This window comes from Halomonas halodenitrificans DSM 735, from assembly GCF_000620045.1.
GTDB classification, from domain to species: Bacteria; Pseudomonadota; Gammaproteobacteria; order Pseudomonadales; family Halomonadaceae; genus Halomonas; species Halomonas halodenitrificans.
Genome location: NZ_JHVH01000001.1, coordinates 99,677 through 112,926, shown reverse-complemented (window position 1 = coordinate 112,926; position 13,250 = coordinate 99,677). Strand labels below are relative to the sequence as shown.

Here is a 13,250-nt window from a genome sequence, read left to right as displayed (position 1 = left end):
ATTCTTTCAGACCCTTCAGTTCCCTGCGTACTTGGGCCGGCCTTGCCGGCCTTTTTTTTGACTCATCGTCATTTGGCATGACGTCAGCAGGGCTTCGCGTAGGCCCGACAAGTCGAAGGCGCGCCGGGCATGATGCCGGTGCCGGCTCCGTGCCCGGTGCACGGCTCCCAGGCAAATTCTGGTATCCTGAAGGTCTAACATGATGGCAAACCCATCCACCACCTCGCCTTTTGGCTTCCTGCAAAGAACGCTGGATATGACCTCCCGAGTCGCGCGACGTTGGCGCCCCCGTTCCCTGCTGCAACTCGTGCTGATCGCCTTCGTGGTGGTGATGCTGCCGTTGGGCGTGCTGATGTTTCAGGCGGCTCAGGCGGTTACCGAGCTGACACGCCTGGCCGACATCAGCGCTCGCCAGGCGGTGGAGGAGACGCGCCGCGCCCGGACCCTGGGTGCATTGGCGCTTGAGATGGAACGTAGCGCTCGTCAGTATGCCGTGCTGGAACAGGATAGCCTGCTGGAAATCTACGCCGAGCGCCTCGAGGAGTATCGTCAACTGCTGGCGCTGCAGCGACGGCTATTGCCGGAAGACCCGGTCGTGGCGGCCCTGGAGGAGCAGCTCGAGAGCCTCGGCGAACTGCCTGAACTGACGGCCGAGGCCCTGGAGTCGCGACTCGATGCCTTTCCGGCGTTCGCCGAGCGTACTGAAGCGCTGCGTCAGGCGACCAACCAGCGGATCGATGCTCGTATCGATGTGATCCGCGAACGGGCCCGCATGGTTCAGAGTCAGCTATGGTGGCAGACCGGCGCCCTGGTCTCGGCCAGCCTGGTCTTGATGCTGCTTTTCTCCTGGCTGATCATCCGGCCGGTGCGACACCTGGAGCGGCGTATCCTGAGGATCGGCAGTGGAACCCGGGACGAGTCGCCGCGGCCGGTACAGGGGCCGGCGGAACTGATCGAGCTGGATGAACGCCTCGACTGGCTGGCCTCGCGTCTGGATGAGCTCGAGGCCGAGAAACAGCGGTTTCTACGCCATATGTCCCATGAGCTCAAGACGCCGCTGGCCAGCGTGCGCGAGGGGGCTGCGCTGCTTGCCGATGGCGTGGCGGGGGAGCTGGCCACCCAGCAACTGGAGATCCTCGAGTTGATCGATGGCAGCGGCCGCGAGCTTCAACGGCTGATCGAGCAGCTGCTCGACTACAACCTGCTGCAGCATAACCGGCGTGTAGAAATCGAGCGGCTCGATGTGGCTACCCTGGTGCGCGAAGTCCTGGCCAAGCACCGCCTGGCACTAGCCAACAAGGGAATGCGGGTAGACGTCTTCGACGGCCCGGTGGAGTGGTCGCTGGATAGCACCGCCACCGGTCATATCCTGGATAATCTGGTCTCCAATGCCATCGCCTACGGGGCGGATGGCGGTGTACTGGAGGTTCGTGCCAGCCGGCGCCGCGACCGCCTGGAACTGGAGGTGGCCAACAGCGGCGATCCTATCGCCGAAGTGGACCGTCCGCGGCTGTTCGAGGCCTTCTATCAGGGCAGCATGCGCCGCCAGGGGCCATTAAAGGGCTCGGGCATCGGTCTCTCGGTGGCGGCAGACAGCGCGCGTCTGCAAGGGGGGGAGTTGTCCCTGGTGGAGGATTCGCGCCTGGCGGTCTGCTTCCGCCTTACCCTGCCCCAGGGCACGTCACCCCGAGCCTCTACAAACCCTATGCCTGACGAGATGGCAGGCCAAGATGAAAGGAACTGATGCGATGACCCTTCGTCCCCTGGTGGTCTGTCTGCTGGCCATCTGGCTTGCCGGCTGCGAGATGCTCCCCCGGCCCTCCTTCGAGTCGCCTTCCGAGCGAAACAGTGCCGTGACACCCTCCAACGATTGTTACGCCGAACGGCCGAGCTTTGTCGACGAGGGGTGCCTGCTGAGTAACTGGGTCGATTTCGGGCTGGCGTCACAGCGTGGTGACCGTGCCTGGCGCAACACCATGCTCGAGCGCCTGGAGGGAGAAGCCGCCGAGCGACGCCTGGCTCGTGCCGTGGCGCTCTCCTGGGGCAACCAGCGGCAGTGGAAGCAGGCCTCGGAACTCTTCAAGGCCGATCTGAGTGCCGCGCCACGGTCCCTGCAGCCGCTGCTACGCTACTGGCTCAATGAGCTGGAGCGTCGACGCGCCATGGTCGGGCGGCTGAGTGCCGCCCAGTCGTCCCGGGCCGATAGCGAGGCCAGTCGTGCCGCACTGGAGGAAGAGAATGCCGACCTTCAGAAGAAACTCGAGGCGCTGACGGCTATCGAGCAAAGTATCAACATGCGCAAGCAGATCGAAGAGTGACGGAGGCCCCGACGTGAGAATACTGCCCCCCCTGCAATCTCGTGCCGACTCGACCCGGGTGGCGGATGCCGGGAGTGCCAGGCGTCGGCAACCGGCGCATATCCTGCTGGTGGATGACGACGTCAGTCTGCTCAAGCTGTTGGGCATGCGCCTGGAGAGTCGTGGCTACCGGCTGACGACCGCCGAAAGCGGCCGTGAGGCGCTCAAGGCGCTGGAAATCGAGCGTCCCGACCTGGTGCTTACCGACCTGCGCATGGACGAGATGGACGGCCTGATGCTGTTCCGTGAGGTGCAGCGCGAGGCACCGGGGCTACCGGTGATTCTGCTGACCGCTCATGGTTCGATTCCCGATGCGGTCACCGCCACGCGAGAGGGCGTGTTCAGCTTCCTGACCAAACCGGTGGATCGCGACGAGCTTTTCACCGCTATCGAGGAGGCCCTGGCCCAGGCCCCGGGCGTGGTACCCGAAGGCGACGAGGCGTGGCGTGCCGAGATCATTACCCACAGTCCCGAGATGGAGCGGTTGCTGGAACAGGCGCGCATGGTGGCGGCTTCCGACGTCAGCGTGCTGGTCACTGGCCCCTCCGGTTCCGGCAAGGAGCTGATGGCCAAGGCGATTCACCGTGCCAGTCGGCGAGCCGACAAGCCCTTCGTCGCGATCAACTGTGGCGCACTGCCCGAACAGCTGCTGGAGAGCGAGCTGTTCGGGCATGCCAGGGGGGCCTTTACCGGTGCGGTCAGCGAGCACCGCGGCCTGTTCCAGGCCGCCGATGGCGGAACCCTGTTTCTCGATGAGATCGGTGACATGCCGCTGGCGCTTCAGGTCAAGCTGTTGCGTGTCCTTCAGGAGCGCCAGGTCCGTCCGCTGGGGTCTACCACCCAGATACCCGTGGACGTGCGGGTCATCTCGGCAACGCATCGTGATCTCGATCGCGCCATGGCCGAGGGCGAGTTTCGTGAAGACCTCTACTATCGACTCAATGTCGTCAATCTGCGCCTTCCGCCGCTCAAGGAGCGCGCCGAGGATATACCACTGTTGGCCAAGCATCTGGTGGCCCAGGCGGCCGAGCGCCACAAGCCCTTCGTCAAGGGGTTCTCGCCGGAGGCGTTGAAGCTGCTTGCCGCGAGCGCCTGGCCGGGTAATGTCCGCCAGCTGCTCAACGTGGTGGAGCAGTGCGTGGCGCTGACCGGGACCGCCATCATACCCGAGGCGCTGGTGGCCCAGGCGCTGGCGGCCGAGGAGCGTGCCCTGCCGACGTTCAATGGTGCCCGGGCGGCTTTCGAGCGCCGTTATCTGATCAAGGTGCTCAAGCTTACCGCGGGTAACGTGACCCAGGCGGCGCGTATCGCCGGGCGCAATCGCACCGATTTCTACAAGCTGCTGGCGCGACACGACCTGGAGCCCGGCCCCTTCAAGCCCGAGCGCTGATGTCTTGCCCAACGAAAGGCCCCCGCCATGGGGCGGGGGCCGGGGATGACGCCTGGCGGATCGCTTACTTCTGTGGCAGCTTGGCGCGGCGCAGATAGGGGAAGATGGTCTCGAACTCGCCGAACCTCGTCTTGGCATCCTCGTCGGAAACGCCGGGGGGAATGATCACGTCCTGGCCCGGGTTCCAGTCGGCCGGGGTGGCGACATTTTCGCCGCTGGCGGTCTGCAGGGCATCCAGGGCACGCAGCACCTCGGCGAAGTTACGGCCGACGTTCATCGGATAGGTCATGGCAAGCTTGAGCTGCTTGTCCGGACCGATGATGAATACCGAACGCACGGTGGCGCTATCGGCGGGGGTGCGGCCGTCCGGAAGGTAGGCGTCGGCCGGCAGCATGTCGAACAGCTTGGCGACCTCGAGCTTCTCGTCGGCGATGATCGGGAAGTCAACGTCGCAGCTGGCGAAGCTGGCGATATCCTTGACCCAGCCCTGGTGATCTTCCACGCCATCCACCGAGACGCCGATCACCTTGGTGTCGCGCTTCTTCCACTCTTCGCTCAGCTTGGCCACGGCGCCGAACTCGGTGGTGCAGACCGGCGTGAAGTCCTTGGGGTGGGAGAACAGGATGGCCCACTTGCCGTCCAGCCACTCGTGAAAGCGGATGGGGCCCTGGCTGGTGTCGGCGTTGAAGTCCGGAACGAGGTCATTGATGCGCAGGGACATGTATTGCTCCTTGATGTGAGGGTGAGGTCCCGCCCTTGGCGAGAACGATGCAGGAACCGTCGACGAAACGGCATCTGGCCGCTAAGGTCAAGACGACTTGCGACTAAGCTTAGATGGCACCAGGGAAATCATGCTTACCCCGGGCTACCGATTCGACCGTTTCCGGGCGTGGGTATCACCCGGGAGGACCTCGAGCGTCAGGTGGCCATCGCCCAGGCGTGCGGTCAGCCGGTCACCGGGGGCGGCATCATCGGCGCGGCGCACCACGCGCTCCCGAGGGTCCTCGAGGATCGCATAACCGCGGCCGAGCACCGCCAGCGGGCTGACGGCCTGTAGCTCCCTAGCGACGGCCGTCAGGCGCTCGCGGTGAGGCCTCAGCGACCGTGGTGCGGCGGCCACGAGTCGTTGGTTGACTGCTGCGAGCCGGTGCTCGGCCAGCGTCAGCTGGCGGCCGGGAGGGTGTGCCGCCAGTCGCCGTGCCAGCTGTGTCTGGCGGCGCTGGGCCTCGGCCATGCGTGCCTGGATGGCGCGCGTCAGTCGCCCGGTCAGCTGTGCCAGCGCCTGGCGCTGGCGGTCCAGCCCCTCGCCGGGGTGGCGCAGCCGTACCCGCAGGTGGTCCAGGCGCTGGCCCTCGGCATCGAGACGGGTCTGAACCGCACGGGTCGTGCGCGCCTCGAGCATTGCCAGGCGATGGGTGAGGTCGCGGCGGTCCGGCACCAGCCGCTCGGCGGCGGCCGACGGCGTGGGCGCGCGGGCATCGGCGGCGAAATCGGCCAGGGTCGTATCCGTCTCGTGGCCCACCGCCGACATCACCGGCAGCCGGGAATGATAGATCGCTCGGGCCAGGTGTTCGTCATTGAAGGCCCAGAGGTCTTCCAGGCTGCCGCCACCCCGGGTGAGCAGGACGGCGTCGCGGCTCGGATCCAGGCTCGACTGGCGGTTGAGCAGTCCGAGTGCCGCGATCATGGCCGGTGCCGCCTCGCGCCCCTGCACCGCCACCGGGATCAGCGTGACCCTGACCATGGGCCAGCGTGGGGCAAGCACCGCCATGACGTCACGAATCGCCGCACCGCTCGGCGAGGTGATCACCAGCAGGTGGCGTGGCGGGTAGGGCAGGGGACGCGCGTTGGCGAACAGGCCTTCGCTCGAGAGTCGTGACTTGAGTCGCTCGAGGGCTGCCAGCAGTTCCCCCATACCGGTGGCCTGCACCGCTTCCGCGATTAACTGATAGTCACCCCGGGGTTCGAAGATCGACAGCCGCCCCCGGACCTTGACCCGGTCGCCGTCGCGCATGGGGGCGCCCACGAAGCGGGCCCGGTTGCGAAACAGGGCGCCGCGCAGCTGAGCCTGGTCATCCTTGAGGGTGAAGTAGACATGTCCCGAGCTCGGCCGAGACACCCCCGAGAGTTCGCCTTCCACCCAGACGTCGCCGAAGCGCCCTTCCAGGTGCCGGCGGGCGCTGAGGTTGAGTTCGCTGACGGACAGGGGCGGGGCGTCGAAAGGGGGCATGATGCTGGCTCGCCGGACAATGGAGGGGGCAGGGTAGCATGCTATTTCGTTGGTTCGTGACGTGACCCGCATTCGGCCGCTATAATGGGGAATTAACTTTACTCCCTCCTACCTCCATGGGTGTTGCCGCATATGCTACGTATGGCCCAAGAAGCTCTTACGTTCGATGACGTATTACTCGTCCCCGGATACTCCGAGGTCCTGCCCAACGATGTCAGTCTCCGGACTCGCCTGACCCGGGATCTCTACCTGAACATCCCGCTGGTCTCCGCCGCCATGGATACCGTCACCGAGGCGCGGCTGGCCATCGCCATGGCCCAGGAAGGGGGCATCGGCATCATCCACAAGAGCATGACCATGGCGCAGCAGGCGGCCGAGGTGCGCAAGGTCAAGAAACACGAGAGCGTCATCGTCAAGGACCCGGTCACCGTCGGGCCCAAGGCCAAGCTGGCCGACCTGCTGGCCATGGCCGCCGAGCACGGTTTCTCGGGCTTTCCGGTGGTGAAGGGGGAAACGCTGGTGGGCCTGGTGACCCAGCGTGACATGCGCTTTCAGCCCAACCACGGCGATAGCGTCGCCGACATCATGACCCCCGGCGAAAAACTCGTGACCGTGCCGGTGGGCACGACTCTCGACGTCATCAAGGCCAAGATGCAGGAGCATCGCATCGAGAAGATGCTGGTGGTGGATGACGAGCAGCGCCTGCGTGGCCTGGTCACCTTCCAGGACATCGAGAAGGCCCGCACCTTCCCCCTGGCGGCCAAGGACGCCGATGGCCGCCTGCTGGTCGGTGCCGCGGTGGGCACCGGCCCCGAGACGCCTGACCGCGTGACCGCCCTGGTCGAGGCCGGCGTCGATGTGGTGGTGGTCGATACCGCCCATGGTCACTCCAGGGGCGTTGTCGATCGAGTACGCTGGGTCAAGGAGAACTTCCCCCAGATCCAGGTGATCGGCGGCAACATCGCTACCGCCGAGGCCGCCGAGGCGCTGGCCGAGGCCGGGGCCGACGCCGTCAAGGTCGGCATTGGCCCCGGCTCCATCTGCACCACTCGCGTGGTGGCCGGGGTCGGCGTGCCGCAGATCACCGCCGTCTCCAACGTTGCCGCGGCGCTGGTCCCCTACGATATCCCGCTGATCGCCGACGGCGGCGTGCGCTTCTCCGGCGACCTGGCCAAGGCCGTGGCGGCCGGTGCCAGCACCGTGATGGCCGGTGGCCTCCTGGCCGGCACCGAGGAATCTCCGGGCGAGATCGAGCTCTTTCAGGGCCGTACCTACAAGGCTTACCGTGGCATGGGGTCCATGGGGGCCATGTCCCAGACCCAGGGCAGCGCCGACCGCTATTTCCAGGACAAGAGCGAGGGTGCCGAGAAGCTGGTGCCCGAAGGCATCGAGGGCCGTGTGCCCTACAAGGGCATGATGAGCGCCATCGTCCACCAGCTGATGGGTGGCCTGCGTGCCTCCATGGGCTACACCGGCTGTGGCGACATCCAGGAGATGCGCACCAAGCCGCAGTTCGTGCAGATCACCGGGGCCGGCTTCAACGAGTCCCACGTGCACGATGTGCAGATCACCAAGGAAGCCCCGAACTACCGGGCCGGGTGATCCCGACCCCAGTGCTACCGCGGCGGGGGAATCCCCGCCGCTCGCTTTTGGATCCGGCCCGCCGCCACACCGAGACGCTCCCATGACCGATATTCATGCCCACAAGATCCTGATCCTCGATTTTGGCTCTCAATATACCCAGCTGATCGCCCGTCGCGTGCGCGAGATCGGGGTCTACTCCGAGGTGCGTGCCTTCGATATCACCGAGGCCGAGATTCGCGAGTACGCCCCCAACGGTATCATCCTCGCCGGCGGCCCCGAGTCGGTCACCGAGCTGGGTTCACCCCGCGCCCCGCAGTGCGTGTTCGAGATGGGCCTGCCGGTGCTGGGCATCTGCTACGGCATGCAGACCATGGCCGAGCAGCTCGGCGGTGCCGTCGAGGGCTCGCATGTCCATGAGTTCGGCTATGCCCAGATCCGCCTCGACACGGAGACGGCGCTGTTTTGCGATATCGCCGATCATATCGACCCGGATACCGGCAGGAACCTGCTCGACGTCTGGATGAGCCACGGCGACAAGGTCTCTCGGGTTCCCGACGCATTCAGCGTGACGGCCTCCACCCCGAGCTGCCCCGTGGCCGCCATGGCCTGGGAGGAGAAGCGCTTCTTCGGCGTGCAGTTCCATCCCGAGGTGACCCACACCCTGCAGGGCCAGCGTATCCTCGAGCGCTTCGTGCTGGACATCTGCGAAGCCGAGCGCAACTGGACGCCGGCCCGTATCATCGAGGACCAGATCGCCCGCGTGCGCGATCAGGTGGGCGACCGCCACGTGCTGCTCGGTCTCTCCGGCGGCGTGGACTCCTCGGTGGTCGCGGCGCTGCTGCACAAGGCCATCGGTGACCAGCTGACCTGCGTGTTCGTCGACAACGGCCTGCTGCGCAAGGCCGAGGGCGACCAGGTGATGGAGACCTTCGCCAAGCACATGGGCGTGCGGGTGATTCGCGTCGACGCCGAGGACCTGTTCCTCGGCAAGCTCGAGGGCGAGGCCGAGCCCGAGGCCAAGCGCAAGATCATCGGCAATACCTTCATCGAGGTGTTCGATGCCGAGGCCGCCAAGATCGAGGGCGTCGACTTCCTGGCCCAGGGCACCATCTACCCGGATGTGATCGAGTCCGCCGCTGCCAAGACCGGCAAGGCGCACGTGATCAAGTCGCACCACAACGTGGGCGGGCTGCCCGAGACCATGAAGCTCAAGCTCGTCGAGCCGCTGCGCGAACTGTTCAAGGACGAGGTGCGCAAGCTCGGCGTCGAGCTCGGCCTGCCCTATGACATGGTCTATCGCCATCCCTTCCCGGGGCCGGGCCTGGGCGTGCGCATCCTCGGCGAGGTGAAGAAGGAATATGCCGACATCCTGCGCGAGGCCGACGCCATCTTCATCGAGGAGCTGCACAACGCCGGCTGGTACCACAAGACCAGCCAGGCCTTCGCCGTCTTCCTGCCGGTGAAGTCCGTCGGCGTGGTCGGCGACGCCCGCCGCTACGAGTGGGTGATCGCCCTGCGTGCCGTGGAGACCATCGACTTCATGACCGCCCGCTGGGCGCACCTGCCCTACGAGCTCCTGGAGACCGTCTCCAACCGCATCATCAACGAGATCACCGGCGTCTCCCGTGTCACCTACGATGTCTCGAGCAAGCCGCCCGCGACCATCGAGTGGGAGTGACCCCCCGTTAGGCACTAGCGGGTACTGATCAGCAATAAATTGAAAAGCCCATGTTTTCATGGGCTTTTTTTGTAGTATATGCGGCGTTTCTAGCGCCTGCGCCGCCCGGCAATAATTCGGCAGGTGGTTTTCTAACCAGTGAAGCGTTCCCCCTCTGCGTCCAGTAGAGCTTGTTTGCGCGCCAGGCCCCAGCGGTATCCGCCCAGGCCGCCATCGCCCTTTAAGACGCGATGGCAGGGGATCAGCACACCGATGCGGTTCTTGGCACAGGCCGATGCGACCGCCCGTACGGCCTTGGGGTTATCGATGTGGGCCGCGACCTCGCCATAGCTGAGAACGTCACCCTCCCGAATGCTCAACAGGAACTGCCATACCTTCATTTGAAACACGGTGCCCCGCATATCAAGGGGCAGGTCCGGCCGAGGAGCGCCCTGGCTGATATGCCGATCGAGGGCTTCCATCCAGGCATCGAGCTCGGGGGCATTCTGGGCGGGGGAGGCGCGCAATTCAGCATTGGGAAATTCCGCTTTCAGTTGGGTGATGAGTGATGCCTTATCATCACCAAACTGGACAAAGCAGACACCGCTATCGGTGGCCGCCATGGCCATCAGGCCAAGGGCCGTGGTGCGACACGCATAGGCGATGTCCTCGCCGGCCCCGCCCGCTCGATAGACCCTGGGGGGCATGCCGATCTTGCGATTCGCTTCGCCGTAGACTCGACTAATGGAGCCAAACCCGGAGGAGAAAATCGCCTCGGTCACGCTGTCGCTTTCTCTCAGGGAGTGCTTGAAATGCCGCATTCTCACCGCATCCTGGTAGGCCTTGGGCGAGACACCAAAGGCTTCCCTGAAGATTCGTTGTAGCCTCGATGGCGACAACCCGGCCATGTCGGCCAGGTGTGCCAGTGTCAGTCGCTCATCCGCATGCTGTTCAATGTGACGGGCGACCTCCACCAGTCGCTCGACACGGGATAGGTCGTCGGCAGGCCGGCAGCGCTTGCAGGGCCTGAAACCGGAGAGCATGGCGCTCTCCACGCTGGAGAAGAATCTCAGGTTCTCGGGTCTCGCCGGGCGCGCGGAGCACGACGGCCGGCAGAAGACCCCCGTCGTGATGACCCCATAGACAAACTGGCCGTCACGGGACTCGTCCCGGGCGGCTATCGCGTTGCGCATTTCCTGTTCAGATGGCATCGACATGACGCGATCTCCCGTTGCATCTTGATACTCGTTATGGGACCCGGCTGCTCCCGGCACTTCCATCCGATTGTTGTCGGGTTACCGAACGCCGGTCGCTGGTGGGATATGGCATCCCTGATGCCGAGACAGGCGCCGGGTTGCCCGTCCTGTGGCCCATCGAGAGTCGCCTGGGCGAGTGGGTCGCGAGAAATAGCGGAACTAGCGCGCAAGAATCGGATGTTTCGGATGTTTAACGCCCGCTAACCTGACCCTCACATCCATGAACAGGGGGCGCTGCTCGCTATGGCATCATCAATCAACACCACCATGGGCGCTCGTGAGTGGGCGATGCTGATCATTCTGTCCATGCTGTGGGGGGGATCCTTCTTCTTCGTCGGCGTGGCGGTAGCGGATCTGCCGCCATTGACCATTGTGGCCTTGAGGGTGGGGCTCGCGGCCATGGCGTTATGGTGCATCGCCCTTGTCATAGGATTGCGACCGCCAACGAGCCCGCGGGTATGGGGAGCCTTTGGGATAATGGGGTTGCTGAACAATGCCATCCCCTTCGCCCTCATCGTGTGGGGGCAGACCCTCATCGCCTCCGGGTTGGCATCGACCCTTAACCCGCCACGCCCATCTTCACTGTCGTCGTTGCCGGCATTCTGTTGCCCGACGAGCGTATCACGCCACTGAAACTCGCCGGCGTGATGGCGGGGTTTGTCGGGGTCGTTGTGATGATAGGGCTACCCGCCATCGGTGGAGACGCCGGCCTGATTGGACAGGTCGCCGTCATCGCCGCAACGCTGTCATACGCCTTGGCGGGGGTATATGGTCGCCGGTTCAAGGCCATGGGAATAAACCCCCTGCTGACGGCCGCGGGCCAGGTCACGGCATCCGCCCTCCTGTTGACGCCCGTTGCCCTGACGGTAGACGGCCCACTCGATATCACCGCACCTGGCATGGCGACTTGGGGCGCCGTTGCCGGGCTCGCCGTTCTGTCCACGGCGGTCGCGTATGTGCTGTATTTCAAGATACTGGAAACGGCAGGTGCCACCAACCTGCTGCTGGTCACCTTGCTGGTACCGGCCTCGGCGATCTTGCTGGGCTTTCTGTTCCTCGACGAGACAATGGAGGTAGCTCACTTCATGGGTATGGCGCTGATTGCACTGGGCCTGTCCGCCATCGATGGGCGGCTCTGGCGACGGGGTGTCGCGAAAAAAACCGAGGAAGCCCGCGAGGGAGGACGAGTGTGATCGAGTCGCCAGAATGACGCGAAAGCCAGTGGCGGACCAGGGCCCTGGTCCGCCAGAGCGTATCATTGTGTCATCATTCGCCACGGGACAACGAGGCTTCGCGACTGCGACAGCTTGTTGGGTCATGGTATTTATCATCAAGGCGACGAGCTATGCGTATCCATCCCTTTCAGGCATTGGCCTGCCCGCTGGACGGCGATGTCCTGCACAAGAGCGGTAACACCTGGCGCTGTGCGGCCGGGCACAGCTTCGATATCGCCCGCCAGGGCTATGTTCACCTGCTGCCGGTGCAGAACAAGCGCTCCCGCGACCCCGGCGACAGCAAGGCGATGGTAGCGGCGCGGCGGCGCTTCCTCGAGGCGGGCCACTATCGTCCCATTGCCGAGGCGGTCGGCCGCGCCGTGCTGGATGAGGCATCGGGTGACGATACGCTTCGCTGCCTGGATGCCGGCTGCGGCGAGGGGTATTACCTGCGTCGGCTGGCCGAGACTGCAATCGAGGCCGAGAGAGAGGGTGGGCAAGCCCGAGGCGAGGCGCTGGCGCTATCGCTGCTGGGTGTGGACATCTCCAAGTGGGCGGTGCTCGCCGCCGCCAAGCGCCAGGAGGCCGCCACCTGGGTAGTGGGTACCAACGCTCATCTGCCGGTTCAGGCCGGCTGGCTCGACCGCGTGCTGTGCCTGTTCGGCTTCCCCGTCTATCCGGAGTTCGCCCGCGTGCTGAAGCCGGGCGGGGAGCTTGTGATGGTCGAGGCCGGACCGGACCATCTGCGCGAACTGCGCGAGATTATCTATCCGAGCCTCAAGCCTCCCCGCGAGGGCCGCGAGGCGGTGCCCGAGGGCTTCACCCGGCGGTCCGGGGAGACGCTGCGCTTCGCCATCGAGCTCGAGGATGCCGAGTCCATCGCCGACCTGCTGGCGATGACGCCGCACCTGCATCGGGCCAGTGCCGAGGGGCGCGAGAAGGCCGCGGCCCTGTCCTCGCTCGCCCTCACCGTGGACGTGCGCCTGACCCGGTTGGTGCGTAAATAAGGCGACCCGCTCTGGGGTCCGCTCCTCACCTCCCGAGTAATGGCTACACTGAGAGTCACAGTGACAGCCGGAAGAGCGCCATGAGTAATCGCCTATTACGTGGGTTGATGGCCGGATTCACGGCCACCCTGGTCATCTCGTTGATCCTGGTGCTGCGCCTGGCGGCGGGCATTATTCCCTGGTATGACCCCATCGAGGTCATGAATCTTGCCGCTCAGGATCTGCTCGGCACGCCGGACAGCCATATGCTGGCCTGGGGTATTCATTTCGCCGTGGGTACGCTGATCTGGGGGCTGCTGTTCGCGCTGCTGGTACCCTATCTTCCGGGCCACACGTCCACTCGGCGGGGCCTGGAGTTCGGTGTGGGAAGCTGGCTGGTGGTGATGATCTCTGTGTTTCCCCTGGCCGGCTCCGGCTTGTTCGGCCTGGGCCTCGGGCTGGTGGCACCGCTTTCCATGCTGATCGCCCACCTCGTCTTCGGGGCGGTGATCGGGGCCGTCTATGGCTGGGGGGAGGGCGTGGTCTAGCCCCGGGCCCGCGGCGTCGAGTGCAAGG

General features: G+C 65.2%; 12 protein-coding genes. 9 read left to right on the top strand and 3 right to left on the bottom strand.

The annotated features are described in order from the left end of the window. Window positions 1-256 precede the first annotated feature (256 nt). From Q358_RS16240 to glrR, 3 genes are all read left to right on the top strand, one after another. Entirely contained in the window at window positions 257-1,744 is a 1,488-nt protein-coding gene (locus Q358_RS16240; protein ID WP_051530107.1) for a sensor histidine kinase, read from the top strand. 4 nt (window positions 1,745-1,748) lie between these two features. Further along, a complete protein-coding gene (locus Q358_RS0100565; RefSeq protein WP_027960253.1) occupies window positions 1,749-2,318 on the top strand; it encodes a hypothetical protein in 570 nt (189 codons plus the stop codon). Between the two features lie 109 nt (window positions 2,319-2,427). After that, window positions 2,428-3,747 carry a two-component system response regulator GlrR gene (gene glrR / locus Q358_RS0100560; RefSeq protein ID WP_425402531.1) on the top strand — a complete coding sequence of 440 codons (1,320 nt, stop codon included), beginning with the start codon at window positions 2,428-2,430 and terminating at the stop codon, window positions 3,745-3,747. Between the two features lie 64 nt (window positions 3,748-3,811). Here the strand turns inward: glrR and Q358_RS0100555 are convergent, their stop codons facing one another. Both Q358_RS0100555 and xseA read right to left on the bottom strand, forming a co-directional pair. Next, the gene (locus Q358_RS0100555; RefSeq protein ID WP_027960251.1) at window positions 3,812-4,468 is read right to left on the bottom strand and encodes a peroxiredoxin; all 657 of its coding nucleotides are present in this window, start codon (window positions 4,466-4,468) and stop codon (window positions 3,812-3,814) included. Window positions 4,469-4,612: 144 nt separating this feature from the next. Then, on the bottom strand, window positions 4,613-5,977 hold the full coding sequence (gene xseA / locus Q358_RS0100550; protein WP_027960250.1) for an exodeoxyribonuclease VII large subunit: 1,365 nt from the start codon (window positions 5,975-5,977) through the stop codon (window positions 4,613-4,615). Between the two features lie 132 nt (window positions 5,978-6,109). Between xseA and guaB the strand changes: the two genes are divergently transcribed. Next, entirely contained in the window at window positions 6,110-7,579 is a 1,470-nt protein-coding gene (gene guaB, locus Q358_RS0100545) for an IMP dehydrogenase (protein WP_027960249.1), read from the top strand. Between the two features lie 82 nt (window positions 7,580-7,661). Then, window positions 7,662-9,239 (top strand): glutamine-hydrolyzing GMP synthase, encoded by a 1,578-nt coding sequence (gene guaA, locus Q358_RS0100540; RefSeq protein WP_027960248.1) that lies wholly within the window; start codon window positions 7,662-7,664, stop codon window positions 9,237-9,239. 131 nt (window positions 9,240-9,370) lie between these two features. Here guaA and ada read toward each other — a convergent pair whose 3' ends face one another. Further along, window positions 9,371-10,435, bottom strand: a complete 1,065-nt coding sequence (gene ada / locus Q358_RS0100535) for a bifunctional DNA-binding transcriptional regulator/O6-methylguanine-DNA methyltransferase Ada (protein ID WP_027960247.1) — start codon at window positions 10,433-10,435, stop codon at window positions 9,371-9,373. A 282-nt stretch (window positions 10,436-10,717) separates the two neighbouring features. On the opposite strand from ada, the gene Q358_RS18885 reads away from it, so the two are divergent. The 4 genes from Q358_RS18885 to Q358_RS0100520 all read left to right on the top strand — a co-directional run bounded on the left by Q358_RS18885 (window position 10,718) and on the right by Q358_RS0100520 (window position 13,222). Next, entirely contained in the window at window positions 10,718-11,107 is a 390-nt protein-coding gene (locus tag Q358_RS18885) for a DMT family transporter (RefSeq protein ID WP_245598243.1), read from the top strand. Beyond that, on the top strand, window positions 11,080-11,667 hold the full coding sequence (locus Q358_RS18880; protein ID WP_245598242.1) for a DMT family transporter: 588 nt from the start codon (window positions 11,080-11,082) through the stop codon (window positions 11,665-11,667). The genes Q358_RS18885 and Q358_RS18880 overlap by 28 nt, the downstream gene beginning before the upstream one ends. A gap of 152 nt (window positions 11,668-11,819) precedes the next feature. Continuing rightward, the gene (locus Q358_RS0100525) at window positions 11,820-12,695 is read left to right on the top strand and encodes a putative RNA methyltransferase (protein ID WP_027960246.1); all 876 of its coding nucleotides are present in this window, start codon (window positions 11,820-11,822) and stop codon (window positions 12,693-12,695) included. An 80-nt stretch (window positions 12,696-12,775) separates the two neighbouring features. Beyond that, entirely contained in the window at window positions 12,776-13,222 is a 447-nt protein-coding gene (locus Q358_RS0100520; RefSeq protein WP_027960245.1) for a DUF6789 family protein, read from the top strand. Window positions 13,223-13,250: the final 28 nt, after the last annotated feature.